Below are 17,750 nucleotides of genomic sequence, written 5' to 3'. Positions count from 1 at the left end.
ATTTTTTGTGCCCGGACAACTCTGGTTTACAATGAGCGCTCTGTCAGCTGACGCGTTAACGCGTCACAGAAACGAGGAAGCAAAATGGGTCGTCGCGCAGGTACGCCAACAACAAAAAAAGTGACGCAATTGGTGAACGTAGAAGAACACGTTGAAGGATTTCGTCAGGTCAGAGAGGCGCATCGCCGTGAGTTGATAGACGATTACGTTGAGCTGATTTCCGATTTAATTATTGAGGTAGGGGAAGCGCGTCAGGTGGATATGGCGGCTCGGCTCGGCGTCTCCCAGCCAACTGTGGCCAAAATGCTTAAGCGCCTGGCATCGTTAGGATTTATTCAAATGATCCCCTGGCGCGGCGTTTTTCTGACGCCGGAAGGGGAGAAGCTGGCGCAGGAAAGCCGCGAGCGGCACCAAATTGTCGAAAATTTTTTACTGGTATTAGGCGTAAGCCCGGAAATCGCGCGTCGTGATGCGGAAGGGATGGAACACCATGTCAGCCAGGAGACATTGGATGCCTTTTTGGCCTTCACGCAACAGCATGGAACATCTGCAGAATGAATCTGGCCTTTTTACGGGCGCTGCGGCGTGACCGTTTTTTTCAGTTGTTGATCATTGTGGGGATGGCGTTAAGCCTGTTTATTCCTTTTGCGCCCCGCGCCTGGCCTGGCGCGATTGACTGGCACACCATTATTACCCTCAGTGGGTTAATGTTGCTCACTAAAGGCGTTGAGCTGAGCGGCTATTTTGATGTGCTGGGACGCAAGATGACGCGCCGATTTCATACCGAGCGGCAACTGGCGATGTTCCAGGTGCTGGCTGCGGCGGCGCTGTCGACCTTTCTGACAAACGATGTCGCGCTGTTTATCGTTGTGCCGCTGACGATAACGTTGAAAAAACTGTGCGCGATTCCGGTCAACCGATTGATTATTTTTGAAGCGTTGGCGGTGAACGCCGGTTCGCTGCTGACGCCTGTCGGTAATCCGCAAAATATTCTGTTGTGGGGACGCTCCGGCTTAGCCTTTGCTGAATTTAGCGGGCAAATGGCGCCGCTTGCCGTCATGATGATGCTGACGTTACTGCTCCTGTGCTGGTTTTGTTTTCCGGGTAGGGCGTTACAGTATCATACCGGTACGCGTTCGCCGCAGTGGCAGCCCCGTCTGGTGTGGAGTTGCCTGGCATTATATGTCGTTTTTCTTACCGCGCTGGAGCTCAGGCAAGAGTTATGGGGACTGGTGTTGGTGGCGGCTGGGTTTATTGTGCTGGCGCGCAGGGTGATAGTCAGCGTGGACTGGACGCTGCTGCTGGTATTTATGGCGATGTTTATTGATGTCCATCTGCTAACGCAATTGCCGGCGTTGCAGGGCGTTTTCAACCAGGTTGGCGCACTGTCTCACCTGGGGCTTTGGCTAACCGCTATCGGCCTGTCGCAGGTTATCAGTAATGTGCCCAGTACCATTCTCCTGCTGAACTATGTACCGGCCTCGACGCTGCTGGCGTGGGCGGTGAATATCGGCGGGTTTGGTCTGCTGCCGGGGTCGCTGGCAAATCTTATTGCTTTACGGATGGCGAACGATCGCCGAATCTGGTGGCGATTTCATTTCTATTCGCTGCCGATGCTGGCATGGGCGGCGCTGGTGGGATATGGATTATTGCAACTGATGCCGTAAGAGAAGCCCGATAGTGTCTATCGGGCTTCGCAGGCAGAGTCTGTCAGTTCAGACGAACCGGCATCCCGGAACGATCCTGAACTGCCTGTTGTACGACGGTCTGATCAACGTCAGGCTCGTTGGTGACGGCCAGGATACTCTTATTAAGCGTGATCGGCACCGCTTCCTTACCTTCAAACTGCGCTTCCGTCGTTGACAGCGGGTTATGCACCTCAATGTAACGGCTACCGTCCGGCTCGGTGGTGGCTTTTACCGGTTCATCGATAAACTGCACGCGGGTACCGACCGGCACATTTTCAAACAGGAATTTGATATCGTCGTTGCGCAGACGCACGCAGCCGTGGCTCACGCGAAGCCCGATGCCGAAGTTGGCGTTGGTGCCGTGAATAGCATACAGGCGACCGATGTACAGCGCGTACAGGCCCATCGGGTTATCCGGGCCCGCAGGCACGACCGCAGGCAGCGGCTCGCCGGCGGCGCGATATTCAGCGTGCATTTTTGCCGTAGGCGTCCAGGTCGGACCGGCTTTTTTACGTTCAACTTTGGTCGTCCAGTTGATAGGCGTGTCTTTACCTAACTGACCGATCCCAATCGGCAGGACGATAACGGTGTTTGTGCCTTTCGGGTAGTAATAGAGGCGCATTTCCGCGCTATTGATGATAATGCCTTCGTGTACGGTATCCGGCAGGATCAGCTGCTGCGGAATATTCAGCACGGTACCGCCCTTCGGCAGGAAGGTATCCACGCCCGGGTTGGCTTCCAGCATGTTGGACAGCCCCATCTGATACTCCGCGGCAAAATACTCCAGCGGCTGGGTATTGCCCTCAGGAACGGTGATGACCTGATTTTGCCCAATTAAACGGCTACCATCGGTAGGCAGCGGGTAAGTGACTGCTGAGGCTGTTTTACAAAAACCAACTACAGCGAAAGCCGCCGCGAAAAGCGTTGTTAATTTCATATTCATGTTATGCGAGATTCTGTGCCAAGCAGGCTAGTAGGTTGAGAATTCTGTCATGTTGGGAGCGCATTATAGGTGCATTCCAGTAAACAGGGAATTCAGATGTGTACGAAATCACGTTTTTTTCCCTTACGGTTCAGTGTAGCCCTTTGTACAGGGCGCGATCTTATTTCAGACTTGTGGCATAATAAGCGGTTTGTCACATCTTTTTTCAGGATAAGCCTGTGTTAGTTTCCAGCAACGTTACCATGCAGTTCGGCAGTAAGCCGCTGTTCGAAAACATTTCCGTCAAATTTGGCGGCGGCAACCGTTACGGCCTGATCGGCGCCAACGGTAGCGGAAAGTCCACTTTTATGAAAATCCTCGGCGGCGACCTGGAGCCGACGCTGGGCAATGTTTCCCTCGATCCGAATGAGCGCATCGGTAAGCTGCGTCAGGACCAGTTCGCTTTTGAAACATTCACCGTACTTGATACTGTCATTATGGGGCATGGCGAACTGTGGGAGGTCAAGCAGGAGCGCGACCGTATCTACGCCTTGCCGGAAATGAGCGAAGAAGACGGCTATAAAGTCGCCGATCTGGAAGTAAAATACGGCGAGATGGACGGTTATTCCGCTGAGGCGCGCGCGGGCGAACTGCTGTTGGGGGTGGGCATCCCGCTGGAGCAGCATTACGGTCTGATGAGTGAAGTCGCGCCAGGCTGGAAATTACGTGTGCTGCTGGCGCAGGCGTTATTCTCTAATCCGGACATCCTGTTGCTCGACGAACCGACCAACAACCTGGATATTGATACTATCCGTTGGCTGGAGCAGGTGCTGAACGAGCGCGACAGCACGATGATCATCATTTCGCACGACCGTCACTTCCTGAACATGGTTTGTACGCATATGGCGGATCTGGATTACGGCGACTTGCGCGTCTATCCGGGTAACTATGATGAGTATATGACGGCGGCGACCCAGGCGCGTGAACGTCTGTTGGCCGATAATGCGAAGAAAAAAGCGCAAATTGCCGAGCTGCAATCTTTTGTTAGCCGTTTTAGCGCCAATGCCTCTAAATCGCGTCAGGCAACGTCGCGCGCGCGGCAGATTGATAAAATCAAGCTGGAAGAGGTGAAAGCCTCCAGCCGTCAGAACCCGTTCATCCGTTTTGAGCAGGATAAAAAACTGTTCCGTAACGCTCTGGAAGTGGAGGCGCTGACGAAAGGTTTTGATAACGGTCCGCTGTTTAAAAATGTCAATTTGCTGCTCGAAGTCGGCGAGAAGCTGGCGGTACTCGGCACCAATGGCGTGGGTAAATCTACGCTGCTGAAGACGCTGGTTGGCGATCTGGACGCCGATCACGGCACCGTTAAATGGTCGGAAAACGCGCGTATTGGTTACTACGCGCAGGACCACGAATATGAATTCGAAAATGACCTGACGGTGTTTGAATGGATGAGTCAGTGGAAGCAGGAAGGCGACGACGAGCAGGCAGTGCGCAGTATTCTGGGCCGCCTGTTATTTAGCCAGGATGATATCAAAAAGCCTGCGAAAGTCCTCTCCGGTGGCGAGAAGGGCCGTATGCTGTTCGGCAAACTGATGATGCAAAAGCCGAATATCCTGATCATGGACGAACCGACTAACCACCTGGATATGGAGTCGATCGAATCGCTGAATATGGCGCTGGAGCTGTATCAGGGCACGCTGATCTTTGTTTCGCACGACCGTGAGTTCGTCAGCTCGCTGGCAACCCGCGTCATTGAAATTACGCCGGAGCGCGTGGTGGACTTCAGCGGCAACTACGACGATTATTTGCGTAGTAAAGGGATTGAGTAAGTTATTGTCTGTAACCCCGATAGCGTCGGGGTTACAGAATGTTAACAAGGTAATTTTTATTTTTTCCGAATGCAATGTGAAAATTATATATACTCTTAGAGCCTATCCCATTAGGGCTATTTTACTTGCCATTTTGGACCTGGGCAGTGCTCAAAATCCTCACGTACTACGTGTACGCTCCGGTTTTGCGCGCTGTCCGTGTCCAAACTGGCTGCGCCAATAACGCCTGGTGGGATAGGCTCTTAATATTCTATTTTAAAATTAAATGAAAGAAGAGGATCTATCATAAAAATTGCGAATATATTTTGTGGTAAACATATTGTAATGTTATTTTCTTTATAAGAATTCAAGTGCTATTTTATATTCCTTTATTGTTCAACAAAAGGAATAAATATGAGCATTTTGGAACGCTTTTTTGGCCGTAAAGAAAAAAACTCATCTAATATACAAGGTGTTTTAGTAGCGAATGCTGAAATTGATAACCCACTAAGTTTAGTTGTTGTATTTGATACTCTCCCGGAAAATAATTCAAAAGAACTCACCCGCTTGTTGCGTAATTATCATTCCAGTATGAAACAGGCAACGTGTGAACTTGTCCCTGAACTGGATTTTTTTGGTTTAGCAGGATGGGGTAAGCATGTAATATCGATGGTTGGATTTAAAACGCCTTACCCTCAGGAATCAATCGAACAATGCGTCGCGCCAGCTCATTATCCCCAGGAAGTAAAAGAGCAAGTACGGGCAACCAGTGCAAATATTATTTTATATTATAAGGGGTATGATACTTCACCTTTAGAGCAATATGTTGCGTTGGCTGTGGTTGCAGGTGCATTAAGTAGCATGGGGGCTGTCGCTGTATTAAATGAATCGGCTCACACTTCATTACCTGCGGGGGTATTTAAGTCTCAGGAGTTGGGTAAGCATAGTCTGGAAATGTTGCGTGAAGGTTTCCCGCTGACCTCTCTATTTTGTGGATTTGTGAAATATGAAGTTGAGGATATCGAAGGCGTATGGATGCGTACCTATGGTGCTGATTGCTTTGGGCTACCAGATTTCGCAGCACACGCACAAGGTCATCACGAAGGGCAAAAATATTCTGATATTTTCAATAATGTTCTGCGTTACCTGCTTGAAAGTGGAGCAGAAATGGCTGCCGGGCATACCATGCAAGTCGGTAAAACGACATTTATGAAACTGCGCGATCCCCTTGACGATGAATATTACTTACAGGGGCCTGGAACCACATTAGTGGTTGAACTGATTGAAGAAGATGAGTGTAATGCTCATTGAGAAATCGGGGCAATTGCCCCGACTCTCGTTAAAGTGTAAACGGCACTTTATTTTCCAGCACCGCCTGAATCACATTCAGTGCGCCTTCATGCTTATTATTATCGGTAGCGTAACGGGCGATTTGTTTAATGTTTTCTGCGGCATTGTCCATCGCAAAGGAATAATGCGCCATTTTTAGCATCTCTGCGTCATTGCCGCTGTCGCCAATCGCTACCATATTTTGTGGCGACAGATCCCAGCGTTTGAGTAACCGCGAAATACCGTTTGCTTTATGCAGGCCGGGAATAATCAGATCGATAAAGCCAAAACCACTTGTGACGGGCTTCATAATGCCATCGAGCGTAACGTGTAGTTTGTCGATCACTAACGGGATTTGTTCATCCGGTAGGTTGAGCGAAAACTTGAACAGTACGTCATCAATCTCCTGATAATCTTTTACGGGTTTCAGGCGATGGTTGTGTTTTGCCATCAGGGTAACGAGTGCTTCTGGCGCATTTTCGCTGACATATGCACTTTGCAGACCGCAGGCGACAAAATTAAGTTGCTTATCTTTCAGCAACTCGCCAATAACAATCCGCGATTCATGTCAGGTCAGTTCGCCGTAGAACAGTTGCTTGCCATGTTCGTAAACCAGTGCGCCGTTTTCCGCGACAAAAGAGATCTCATCCTTTAGCTCAGGAAAGAACGAAATAAGCTGGTAATACTGATTACCGCTGGCGACAACGAACTCAATGCCGCGCTTTTTCAGTTCCTGAAATTACGCCGGAGCGCGTGGTGGACTTCAGCGGCAACTACGACGATTACCTGCGTAGTAAAGGGATTGAAAGCTAAACACTGACGCCCGGTAGCGCTGTGCTTACCGGGCCTACGTATCCTGGCCGTAGGTTCGGTAAGACGGGTGCGCCCAGGCAAAGGGCACACCGCAGGTGAGCGGGAAGGGCGGTACGACCGTCAAACGTCCATACCTAATGCCCGCTTGCCGTGAATATTCAGATCGCGCAGCGTGAAGCGCCCTTCCCAGGTGGTTTCATAGTCCTCGCGCGGGAAATCGCCCGGTGATGCGCCTGTCTCCAGCGCCGCTTTCACCTTACGCGCATAGGCCAGATTTTTCTCACACATTGGCGCGGCAGGAATGTACATCACATTGCCCCAGCCCTGCTGATTTTCGACGGGGGCGACGGAGTGGATGACATCGCAATGCCACCACACGGAATCCCCGGCTTCCAGCGGCGGAATGCTGGTTAACGCCGCCATCAGTAAAGGATGCCACTGTTCAGAAATCGGCAGCACCCGGCCCGGCGCGACGCCGCATAATTCATCTTCCGGGACATCATCCAGCAGCGGGCGCAGCAGAATATACGCCATCGCCTCCGGGATAGGGACGACATGAAGCAACCCCTGACCGGGCAGCATATCGGAGAGCGCGGTCCAGCCCTGGAAGGTGCGAAATACCGAGCATTTTGTGGTGTTATCCACCGTGTACTCTTCAACGTCGGTACGGTGCGCCGCATTCCACGGATCGTACTGCTCGACGTTGCCGTTAAACACGCTGGCGAATACCTGCTGATAGGCTGGCAGCAGCCAGCGTTCCAGCGCGCCGGAGTCGGTATGCGCTCCCAGTCCTTTGGATGTGGTGCCCGGCGGGCGGCGACGGATGCGATCCGGGTAAATGATGCTGATATCCGGATTAAACCATCGCTTGCCGTCGTGCTCTACCTGCCACAGACGGTTGAGGAACGACTGCGCCAGCGCCATCTCTTCACTTTGGCGGGCCTGCATTTGCGCCTGCGACCAGTAGACAGGATAGATTTCAGGCCGGGAGGCGCTCAGCGTACCGAAAAAATTATCCCCCGGTCCTTTATACACCTCGTCAAAATGGTTCTTGTCCAGATAGTCGAGCATCGACTGGTCCCATGCCAGCGCCTGTTCGCGTGGAAAATGACCTTTAATCACCGCGCACCCGCGGCGCTTAACCTCGGCGCGGGTGGCATCGCTAATGTTGCCCATCGCCAGTTCGCTAAAAGGGATAATTGGCCATACCGGCTGCCCCTGCGCCTTCAGATCGTTAATTTCCGCCACCCGGGCTGCTATGGTGGCGCTCAAACGGTCGAACACCTCCTGTACGTCGCCGATTTGCGCGCGTAGCGCCTGCTTCATCTGACGAATGGCCGCTTTTGGGTCGGCGGGCAGCGTTTCGTGGGTAAAAGGAGTTGTCATATCAACCTCACCATCCTTCGTTCGAAAGTAAAATTAGTTACATCTGATACTTTAAGTTAAAATAAGGTTAATGCAAGTTTAAAATATTGCAGGAGCGCACAAAGAGGGAAGCGAGAGGAAAACGTAAGGTGGCCAGGACGCCTTAATGTCTTATGCGGCTATTCCTTTCGTTCAGCCACTTTTCATTCGAAATAAATTTGTGGTTCTGCTCACATTGTTATTAAAATGTTTCTGGTCGCAGTTACAGCCAGGAGCTTAAGTATGACCGTTAACGTTGTCGTTACCGATATGGACGGCACTTTTCTCGACGATGCCAAGCAGTACGATCGTGTACGCTTCATGGCGCAATACCAGGAACTGAAAAAACGTAATATCGAATTTGTGGTCGCCAGCGGTAATCAGTACTACCAGTTGATCTCCTTCTTCCCCGAGCTGAAAGACGAAATTTCCTTTGTCGCAGAAAATGGCGCGCTGGTGTATGAACATGGCAAGCAGTTGTTTCACGGGGAGCTAACCCGGCATGAATCGCGGATTGTGATTGGCGAACTGCTGAAGGATAAGCAGCTTAACTTCGTCGCCTGCGGTCTGAAAAGCGCTTATGTCAGCAAAAACGCTCCCGAGACTTTCGTGGCGCTGATGGCCAAACATTATCACCGCCTGCAGCCGGTAAACGATTATCACGACATTGACGATATCCTGTTTAAGTTCTCCCTGAATTTGCCCGATGAACAAATTCCGCTGGTTATCGACAAACTGCACGTATCTTTGGATGGCATCATGAAGCCCGTCACCAGTGGCTTCGGTTTTATCGACCTGATTATCCCGGGACTGCATAAAGCGAATGGCATCAGTCGTCTGTTAAAGCGCTGGAACAGGTCGCCACAGAATGTCGTCGCCATTGGCGACAGCGGTAATGATGCGGAAATGTTGAAAATGGCGCATTACTCTTTTGCCATGGGCAATGCCGCAGACAATATCAAAGCGCTTTCACGTTATCACACTGATGATAATAACCATCAAGGCGCGCTCAACGTCATTCAGGCCGTGCTTGACGGCACCGATCCCTTCTGATTAACAGGCCTGCGTAGGCCTGTTAAGCGTAGCGCCATCAGGCAGTTCGGACATATTGCCGATGGCGCCAGGGCAAATTACAGCATATGTTCGGTACGGGCGATGATATCGTCCTGCGCGTCCGGTGACAGCGCGGTGAAGAAGGCGGAGTAGCCTGCCACACGCACGACCAGATCGCGGTACTGGTCCGGATGTTTTTTCGCATCCAGCAGCGTTTCGCGTGACACGATGTTGTACTGAATATGCCAGCCTTTATGCACCTCAAAGAACGTCCGTAGCAGAACCATCAGTTTCTGTTTGTCGGATTCGTTTTCCAGCGTCGTTGGGTTCAGTTTCTGATTGAGCAGCACGCCGCCGAGAATGGAACCGGTAGGTAATTTGCCTACGGAACCAATCACCGCCGTCGGGCCGAGATGATCCGTACCTGATGCAGGGCTTGCGCCTTCCGCCAGCGGTGTATGCGCTTTGCGACCATCCGGGGTAGCCATAGTCGCGGCGCCAAACGGCACGTTTGCTGAGATAGAGGACGTACCGGCGTAATAGTTGCCGCCCACAGGGCCACGACCGTAGCGCGGGTTATGGTATTGCTTCAGCTCATCAATATAGGTCTGATAAGCGCGCGCCAGCAGGGTATCGACACTGTCATCGTCGTTACCGTACTTCGGCGCGCCGTTAATCAGACGCTGGCGCAGCTGCTCATGGGTCAGCCCGTCAAAGTCATCGGCCAGCGCGGCGGCAAGCTGCTGTTGACCGATAACGCCCTGTTCGAAGACCAGTTTTTTCACGGCGGCGAGGCTGTTGCCCAGGTTGGCGATACCGACCTGGAGACCGGATACCCAGTCATATTTAGCGCCGCCTTGCTTGATACTCTTCGCGCGTTCAATACAGTCATCTACCAGCGCTGAGCACAGAATATCGTGGACGTTCTCTTCCAGCATGGTGTCGACCACATACTCAATTTCGATCGATTTGCGCGTGTAGTAGCGAATTTGGGTATCCCAGGCGGCCATCACTTCGTCAAAATTGTTAAAGTTGCCTGCGGAGAGCGCCTTTTCCTGCGGCAGAAATACCTTGCCGCTGGTGGCGTCGCGACCGCCTTCCAGCGCCGCCAGCATGACGCGGGCGAAGTTAATAAAGCTCATGCCGGTGCAGCGATAACCCCATTTCCCGCCGACGGCGGTTTCGATACAGCCGATCGCCGCGTAATCGTAAGCGTCCTGTGGTTCGATCCCCAACTTGATAAATTCCGGGATGACGATTTCATCATTGTTAAACGCCGGCATCCCAAAGCCGCAGCGGATGACCTGGACGCAGGCGTCAAGGAAATCGTTACTCATTCCGGCGTGATAACGCACACTGAGGTTGGGCTGGGTAGAACGCAGACGTCCACAGGACTCCAGAATGGCGTAAGACAGCGGATTCACTGCGTCCATTGGCTGACCGTTGATGAGATTCTGACCGCCAATGGTGACGTTTTGATATAGCGGGCTGCCTGCGGAAGCTTTGGAGTGCGAACCGGAGCGGATCTTGTTTACTTCCAGCAGTTTCAGCCAGCAGCTGTGCAGCAGTTCAATGGCGTGCTCACGATCCAGCGTCTGGTTTAGTTCGACATCGCGACGATAATAGGGGTAAAGATACTGGTCCATACGACCAAATGACACCGAGTGACCGTTAGACTCAATTTGTAGAATCAGTTGGATGAAGTAGCACAATTGCAGTGCTTGCCAGAAGGTCTGCGGCGGTTGGTGGGCGATCACCTCGCAGTTTTCGGCGATGGTAAGTAGCTCTTTACGACGGCTTTCACGGGACTCTTCGCCTGCCATCTGGCGCGCCAGCGCGGCAAAGCGCGTGATGTGCTGGCTTACCGCATCCAGCACAATATCAATCGCCTTCAGGAACTGCTCGCCATGCAGATCTTCCAGCACGGTAAGGTTGATGCGTGAGCGGCGCTCGGCGACTTTATCGCGCAGGCCATCAAGCCCTTTTTCCAGCAGCAGCGGGAAGTTCACCGCCAGGTGCGCGTCACCGGAAGTCATATTACCTTCGGCTTTGATAATGCCAGTCGCCAGAAGCCCTTTTTGTTCATCGGTAAACATGCCGTAGCAGCGATCCTGGACGGTTTGACCGCGCCACCACGGACAGACGTCGTGCAGAATACGTTTGTTTTCTTCACTTACGGAAAAACCTGCGCCGGGCCGGTCTGCCAGGTCGTCGATCTCTTTTTCAATCCACGAGACGGTATATTCCGGGAAAATCGGCGCGGCGCGGACTTCACTTGCCTGGTTGCCGACGATCAGTTCATCGTGTTTTATCCAGATAGTGCGTTCCGCCAGGTGATGGGCCAGCGCCAGCGCGCGGCGTACCGGAATCGGTTTATCCAGATGCTGCTGATACATTTCGGTATAATGCTGCGCGCGCTCGGTACAGACCGGCGGTTTCACGATATGTACCAGCGCGGTTTTGTGCGCCTTAATGCGGTCACTGAGCGTGTCCAGTTTCAGTTGGGTCATGATAATTATCCTCGTAGGGTCGCGGTTAAACCTTTTTGGCAGGCGTACTTCTGGGCAAAATCAAGTAACGCCGGCGCATCCAGTGGTTTATCCGGGGCATGATAGGGCTGACTGAGTAAGTGGTATTTATTGATGCCCAGCGTGTGGTAGGGCAGAAAATGAATTTCCCCGACGTGCAGTTCGTCGGCGGCAAAGTCGGTAATGGCTTTAATGGTCTCCTCATCGGCATTAAATCCCTGAATCAGCGGGACGCGAATCACCATTTTTTTGCCCGCGGCGGCGAGTTTCCTGAGATTTTCCAGCACCCGCGAGGCGCTGCCATCGGTCCACTGCTTAAACGGCCCGTCGGCGACATGCTTCAAATCAGCCAGAAACAGATCGATATAAGGCAGTGAGGGCGCAATGTATTTCCATGGAACATGCAGACAGGTCTCAACCGCTGTATGAATACCGGCGTCATGGCTGGCTTTAAACAGCTCTGCCGCCAGTTCCGGCTGCATAAACGGTTCGCCGCCAGAAAGCGTAAGACCGCCGCCGCTGCGATCGTAAAAAGGTTTATCGCGCAGTACCGTCGCCATGATCTCATCCACGCTTTTTATTTCGCCGCACACGGTTAACGCCTGTGTGGGGCAGCAATGCGCCAGGACTGAAAAATGGGCGTCGGTCAGTTTCTCGCGATGGATGAGCAGGCCGTTTAGCGCGCGCTCAATGACGTCCGGCGCGGCTTGCGCGCACAGGTCGCATCCTTCGAGACACAGCCGCGCGTCGTATAACAGATCCTGAGCGCGGGCGCGGCTTTCCGGGTTCTGGCACCAGCGACAGCCCAACGAACAGCCTTTGAGAAATACTACGGTACGGATACCGGGGCCATCGTGGGTAGAATAGCGCTGAATATTGAAGATCATAAACGGCCTCTCTTATTTCATATAAAGATTAAATTACTTTCGAATGAAAGTTATCTTGATGTGCGTCAACGAATGGAGAGGTTCTGACAAAGAGGCGTTAAATGAGGTACAACATCACGGTTTGAGGTTGTGGTATGGCGTTTAAGATGATGCCGCGCTGCTTGAGCCGATCGTCAGTCGGAGCTTGGGTAAGCTGGCTTTGCGTCTGATGACAGTAATTATCTGTTGATACAGCACGGCCATAAACCGTGCTTCGGTATGTTTATCCGTAAAGTGGCTACTGTCCGCAGACTTCACAGCCGGGGTTGCGTATCAACTTCATTTCGCGGAACTGACAGGTCATCGCATCGTACATGACGATTTTTCCGCTAGCGGGCTGACCGTAATGCGCCAGCAGCTTAATGGCCTCCATTGCCTGTAGCGAACCGATCACGCCAATCAGTGGCGCCATCACCCCTGCCTCTACGCAGGTCAGAGCGTTTTCGCCAAACAGACGGCTCAGGCAGCGGTAACAGGGTTCGTTTTCCCGATACGTAAAGACGGTAACTTGTCCTTCCATACGAATTGCCGCGCCGGAGATTAGCGGCACTTTCGCGGTATAGCACCCGGCGTTAAGTTGATTACGTACGCTAACGTTATCAGTACAGTCCAGTACCAGCGAATGCCCGGCAATCAGGCTGGTCATAGCGTCGTCGTCCAGCCGCGCGTTAACGGGCGTAATGGTAATATGCGGGTTGATTCGCGCCAGCGCGTCGCGGGCGGACTCAACCTTTGGCTGCCCGACCGTGGCGTCGCTGTGCAAGGTTTGACGCTGGAGATTGGAAACGGAAACGGTATCAAAATCGAGTAGCGTCAGTTGCCCGACGCCAGCGCCGGCCAGATACTGCGTTGCCGCGCAGCCGAGTCCGCCCAGCCCGACCACTAATACCCGCGCATCTTTTAACGCTTCCTGCCCTTCAAAATCGAAGCCGCGCAGAATAATTTGTCGGTTATAGCGCAGCATCTCCTGGTCGCTAAGTTCCGCCATTACAGGCCTCCGAACAGAGCATTAAACGGCTCGACTTCCACCCATTCTCCCGGCTCAACATTGCCGCGTTCACGCTCCAGCACAATAAAGCAGTTGCCCAGACTAAACGAGCTGAAAATATGTGAACCCTGGTGTCCGGTGGTCGTGACCTCCAGTTCGCCGTTGGCGCTACGTTGCAGGATGCCGCGCTGGAAATCGAGACGCCCTGGCGTTTTCTTCAGACGAGATGTTGTGCGTACACGCTGGCGCGGCGGTACAGCGCTTGCCGTATTGCCGCCAAGCTTCGCCAGTAAGGGCTGAACCAGTTGATAAAAAGTGAGCGCCGCAGAGACTGGATTCCCCGGCAGGCCACAGAACCAGCTATTACTGAGCTTGCCGAAGGCAAACGGTTTGCCTGGCTTGATAGCCAGCTTCCAGAAGGCGATTTCGCCCAGCTCCTCAAGGATGGTTTTGGTATAGTCCGCTTCACCAACCGAGACGCCGCCGGAGCTTATCACTACATCGGCCTGGCTGTCGGCGTCGATAAACGCGGCGCGAAGCTTACCGGGATCGTCAGGAATAATGCCTAAATTGATCACTTCGCAGCCAAGCTGTTGCAGCATCAAATGTATAGTTAGACGGTTAGTGTCATAAATTTGTCCCGCCTCCAGCGGCTGGCCCGGAAGCTGGAGCTCGTCGCCGGTCGAGAACAGCGCTACGCGCACTTTACGTACAACCTGTGCATCGGCAATTCCCAGCGACGCCAGCACTGGCAGTTCGGCAGTAGTCAGGCGCGTACCGGCCGGAAAGACCACCGCATCCTGGCGAATATCCTCGCCGCGGCGGCGGATGTTTTGTCCGCAACGAACATCGGCGGTAAAACGCACGCCGTCATCGGTTTGTTCCGTCTGCTCTTGCATAACTACCGCCTCGCAACCTGTCGGCACCGGGGCGCCGGTCATAATGCGAATGCAGGTGCCCGCAGGCCACTCTCCCTGGTAAGGCTGACCGGCAAATGCTTTGCCGGCGACGGGCAGCGGCTTATCGGCGGACAAATCCGCCACGCGTACCGCATAACCATCCATAGCTGAATTATCAAAGCCGGGGACATCAAGGGGTGAAACGATATCGGTCGCCAGGATGCGGCCAAAGCAGTTCACCAGCGGCAACGTTTCTACGGCGGTGAGCGGGGTAATACGTGAAAGCATCTGGGTCAGCGCCGTTTCAAGCGGCATCAATCCGGCGGAAAATTCCATGAACATACTCCTGCGAGGCAAAATCGAATCCGGCTATTATGTCAGAAAACAGTGGCGGGCAGTATGCTACCTCGGTCTTAGAGACGGCCTTGCGCCTTTACATACCTTACGCATCTTTCTATATTCAAAAATCGAATGAATAACTCACAACAATTCTGATAGTTATAGTAAAAGTTGTGTGCCACCGTTAATGGACCCTAAAAATGAATAAAGCAGTGATTGCGATTCACGGCGGCGCAGGCGCGATTGCTCGCGCGCAAATGAGCCATGAGCAGGAGCTACGCTATATCCAGGCGCTGTCAGAGATTGTCGAAAGCGGGCAAAAGATGCTGGAAGCGGGTGACAGCGCGCTTGATGTAGTGACGGAAGCGGTGCGCCTGCTGGAAGCGTGTCCGCTCTTCAATGCGGGTATCGGCGCGGTCTATACCCGAGACGGAACTCATGAACTGGATGCCTGCGTGATGGACGGCAATACCCTGAAAGCCGGAGCCGTCGCGGGCGTGAGTCATGTTCGCCATCCTGTGCTCGCTGCCAGACTGGTGATGGAGCGCAGCCCGCATGTACTCATGGTGGGGGAAGGGGCGGAAAATTTTGCCTTTTCACAGGGGATGGCGCGCGTTTCGCCGGATATCTTTTCCACCCCGGCGCGTTACGAGCAATTGCTGGCGGCGCGTGCGGCGGGCGAAATGGCGCTCGATCACAGCGGCGCGCCGCTGGACGAAACGAAAAAAATGGGTACAGTCGGCGCGGTGGCGCGGGATAAATTCGGCAATCTGGCGGCGGCAACGTCTACCGGCGGGATGACCAATAAATTGCCCGGGCGCGTCGGCGACAGCCCGCTGGTCGGCGCCGGGTGTTATGCCAACAACGCCAGCGTCGCCGTTTCCTGTACCGGAACGGGAGAGGTCTTTATTCGCACGCTCGCGGCTTACGATATCGCCGCATTGATGGAATATGGCGGACTCAGCCTTGCCGACGCCTGTGAGCGCGTGGTGATGGAAAAATTACCGGCGCTGGGCGGCAGCGGTGGATTAATCGCCGTTGATCACGAAGGTAATGTCGCGTTGCCGTTTAACAGCGAAGGGATGTATCGCGCCTGGGGATATGCCGGGGATACGCCTACCACAGGAATTTACCGGGAATAAGGAGCCGCAGGTGCCGCACAGCGATGAACTGGATAGCCGCGATGTTCTGTCCGTCAGTGGCCTGAATATCGCGTTTCACCACGAAGGGCAACAGGTAGACGCCGTGCGTAATGTGTCATTACGCCTGAAGCGTGGAGAGACTCTGGCGATTGTCGGCGAGTCGGGCTCGGGAAAATCGGTGACGGCGCTGGCGTTAATGCGGCTGATTGAGCAGTCGGGCGCGAACGTGCGCTGCGGCGAAATGCTGTTGCGTCGGCGTAATCGCCAGGTGATTGAGCTGTCTGAGCAGAGTGACGCGCAGATGCGGCGTGTGCGCGGCGCGGATATCGCCATGATTTTCCAGGAGCCAATGACCTCGCTCAACCCGGTATTTACCGTTGGCGAGCAAATTGCCGAATCTATTCGTTTGCATCAGGGCGCCAGCCACGAAGAGGCGCTGGCGGAAGCGAAACGTATGCTCGATCAGGTACGGATCCCGGAGTCGCAGGCGATTTTATCGCGTTATCCGCATCAGCTTTCCGGCGGGATGCGCCAGCGAGTCATGATCGCGATGGCGCTATCCTGCCGTCCGGCGGTATTGATTGCCGATGAACCCACCACGGCGCTGGATGTCACTATCCAGGCGCAAATTCTGCAACTTATCAAAGTGTTGCAGCAAGAGATGTCGATGGGCGTGATTTTTATCACCCACGACATGGGCGTCGTGGCGGATATCGCCGATCGCGTACTGGTGATGTATCAGGGCGAGGCCGTGGAAACCGGCAGCGTAGAGCAGATTTTCCATGCGCCGACGCATCCTTATACCCAAACGTTACTGGCGGCCGTCCCTCAGCTTGGCGCGATGCGCGGCCACTCGCTGCCACGCCGTTTCCCGTTGATTTCCGCTGACGAACCGGCCCTTTATGAATCGCAGATTGAGCAAGACACGGTGGTGGAAGGCGAGCCTATTCTCCAGGTTCGGGGGCTGGTGACGCGATTCCCGCTACGTAGCGGTCTCTTTAACCGCGTTACGCGTGAAGTTCATGCCGTTGAGAATATCAGTTTCGATCTCTGGCCCGGCGAAACGCTATCGCTGGTGGGCGAGTCCGGTAGCGGAAAATCGACGACCGGACGCGCGTTGCTGCGGTTGGTTGAATCCCGGCAGGGGGAGATTATCTTTAACGGCCAGCGCATTGACTCGCTGTCTGCGGGCAAACTCCAGCCGTTGCGCCGCGATATTCAATGCGTTTTCCAGGACCCTTACGCCTCGCTCGACCCGCGCCAGACCGTGGGGTATTCCATTATGGAACCTTTACGGATTCATGGCCTGGGGCAGGGGGACGCTGCGGCAAAGCGCGTGGCCTGGTTGCTTGAGCGTGTCGGATTACGTCCTGAACATGCCTGGCGTTATCCGCATGAGTTTTCCGGCGGTCAACGTCAGCGCATCTGCATAGCTCGCGCGCTGGCATTGAATCCTAAAGTGATTATTGCCGATGAGGCGGTCTCCGCGCTGGATGTTTCCGTTCGCGGGCAGATCATTAATTTACTGCTCGATTTACAACGGGAAATGGGGATCGCCTACCTGTTTATTTCGCATGATATGGCGGTCGTGGAGCGAATTAGCCATCGCGTGGCGGTGATGTATCTTGGTCAAATTGTTGAGATGGGGCCGCGGCGCGCCGTTTTTGAAAATCCGCAGCATCCTTATACGCGTAAATTGATGGCGGCGGTGCCGGTTGCCGATCCCTCCAGACACCGGCCGCGGCGCGTTCTGCTATCAGATGATATACCCAGCAATATTCATAAACGTGGCGAAGAGACGCCCGCCGTTTCATTACAGTTGGTCGGGCCGGGACATTATGTTGCGCGGCCGCTGCAGGATAATGCGCTCTCGCGCTTATAACATTCAGACAGGCAGGGTTTCAGGAG

The 17,750-nt window shown here is 53.7% G+C and carries 13 protein-coding genes and 2 pseudogenes; 8 read left to right on the top strand and 7 right to left on the bottom strand.

What is annotated here, in order from left to right:
* Window positions 1–84: 84 nt before the first annotated feature.
* Together mntR and ACLJTG_RS21030 are read left to right on the top strand one after the other, a co-directional pair.
* Window positions 85–558, top strand: coding sequence for a manganese-binding transcriptional regulator MntR (mntR, locus tag ACLJTG_RS21035; protein ID WP_000533542.1), 474 nt, complete (start codon window positions 85–87; stop codon window positions 556–558).
* Window positions 555–1,667 (top strand): SLC13 family permease, encoded by a 1,113-nt coding sequence (locus ACLJTG_RS21030; RefSeq protein WP_198898382.1) that lies wholly within the window; start codon window positions 555–557, stop codon window positions 1,665–1,667. The genes mntR and ACLJTG_RS21030 overlap by 4 nt, the downstream gene beginning before the upstream one ends.
* A gap of 43 nt (window positions 1,668–1,710) precedes the next feature.
* Here ACLJTG_RS21030 and ldtB read toward each other — a convergent pair whose 3' ends face one another.
* Window positions 1,711–2,631, bottom strand: a complete 921-nt coding sequence (ldtB, locus tag ACLJTG_RS21025) for a L,D-transpeptidase (protein ID WP_001056404.1) — start codon at window positions 2,629–2,631, stop codon at window positions 1,711–1,713.
* A gap of 218 nt (window positions 2,632–2,849) precedes the next feature.
* Here ldtB and ACLJTG_RS21020 point away from each other — a divergent pair, with 218 nt between their 5' ends.
* Entirely contained in the window at window positions 2,850–4,442 is a 1,593-nt protein-coding gene (locus ACLJTG_RS21020) for an ABC-F family ATPase (RefSeq protein WP_000961479.1), read from the top strand.
* Between the two features lie 546 nt (window positions 4,443–4,988).
* Window positions 4,989–5,732, top strand: a complete 744-nt coding sequence (locus ACLJTG_RS21015) for a DUF4261 domain-containing protein (protein ID WP_077905610.1) — start codon at window positions 4,989–4,991, stop codon at window positions 5,730–5,732.
* Window positions 5,733–5,760: 28 nt separating this feature from the next.
* On the opposite strand, the pseudogene ACLJTG_RS21010 reads toward ACLJTG_RS21015, so the two are convergent.
* Window positions 5,761–6,489 (bottom strand): annotated as a pseudogene (locus ACLJTG_RS21010) (Cof-type HAD-IIB family hydrolase); the annotation flags it as partial.
* On the opposite strand from ACLJTG_RS21010, the pseudogene ACLJTG_RS21005 reads away from it, so the two are divergent.
* Window positions 6,480–6,563, top strand: a pseudogene (locus ACLJTG_RS21005) (hypothetical protein); the annotation flags it as partial. The pseudogenes ACLJTG_RS21010 and ACLJTG_RS21005 sit on opposite strands and share 10 nt — an antisense overlap.
* Before the next feature lie 120 nt (window positions 6,564–6,683).
* Here ACLJTG_RS21005 and ACLJTG_RS21000 read toward each other — a convergent pair.
* Window positions 6,684–7,949, bottom strand: coding sequence for a DUF1479 domain-containing protein (locus ACLJTG_RS21000; RefSeq protein ID WP_410959060.1), 1,266 nt, complete (start codon window positions 7,947–7,949; stop codon window positions 6,684–6,686).
* A 261-nt stretch (window positions 7,950–8,210) separates the two neighbouring features.
* Between ACLJTG_RS21000 and ACLJTG_RS20995 the strand changes: the two genes are divergently transcribed.
* On the top strand, window positions 8,211–9,020 hold the full coding sequence (locus tag ACLJTG_RS20995) for a Cof-type HAD-IIB family hydrolase (protein ID WP_000217910.1): 810 nt from the start codon (window positions 8,211–8,213) through the stop codon (window positions 9,018–9,020).
* Between the two features lie 77 nt (window positions 9,021–9,097).
* On the opposite strand, the gene ACLJTG_RS20990 is transcribed toward ACLJTG_RS20995, so the two are convergent.
* The 4 genes from ACLJTG_RS20990 to moeA form a co-directional block, all read right to left on the bottom strand.
* The gene (locus ACLJTG_RS20990; protein WP_000192661.1) at window positions 9,098–11,530 is read right to left on the bottom strand and encodes a glycyl radical protein; all 2,433 of its coding nucleotides are present in this window, start codon (window positions 11,528–11,530) and stop codon (window positions 9,098–9,100) included.
* 5 nt (window positions 11,531–11,535) lie between these two features.
* On the bottom strand, window positions 11,536–12,435 hold the full coding sequence (locus ACLJTG_RS20985; protein WP_000576954.1) for a glycyl-radical enzyme activating protein: 900 nt from the start codon (window positions 12,433–12,435) through the stop codon (window positions 11,536–11,538).
* A gap of 277 nt (window positions 12,436–12,712) precedes the next feature.
* The gene (moeB, locus tag ACLJTG_RS20980; protein WP_000829278.1) at window positions 12,713–13,462 is read right to left on the bottom strand and encodes a molybdopterin-synthase adenylyltransferase MoeB; all 750 of its coding nucleotides are present in this window, start codon (window positions 13,460–13,462) and stop codon (window positions 12,713–12,715) included.
* Complete coding sequence (gene moeA, locus ACLJTG_RS20975) at window positions 13,462–14,697, bottom strand: molybdopterin molybdotransferase MoeA (RefSeq protein WP_001522974.1); 1,236 nt, start codon at window positions 14,695–14,697, stop codon at window positions 13,462–13,464. Before moeA ends, moeB begins: the two co-directional genes overlap by 1 nt.
* Window positions 14,698–14,900: 203 nt before the next feature.
* Here moeA and iaaA point away from each other — a divergent pair, with 203 nt between their 5' ends.
* Window positions 14,901–15,842, top strand: a complete 942-nt coding sequence (iaaA, locus tag ACLJTG_RS20970) for a beta-aspartyl-peptidase (RefSeq protein WP_001030503.1) — start codon at window positions 14,901–14,903, stop codon at window positions 15,840–15,842.
* A gap of 10 nt (window positions 15,843–15,852) precedes the next feature.
* A complete protein-coding gene (gene gsiA, locus ACLJTG_RS20965; protein WP_001120596.1) occupies window positions 15,853–17,724 on the top strand; it encodes a glutathione ABC transporter ATP-binding protein GsiA in 1,872 nt (623 codons plus the stop codon).
* Window positions 17,725–17,750 lie beyond the last annotated feature (26 nt).

The organism is Salmonella sp. SAL00672 (assembly GCF_046552175.1).
Taxonomy (GTDB): domain Bacteria; phylum Pseudomonadota; class Gammaproteobacteria; order Enterobacterales; family Enterobacteriaceae; genus Salmonella; species Salmonella enterica.
Note: the sequence above shows the minus strand (reverse complement) of the source record. Positions and strands in the feature narration are given on the sequence as shown.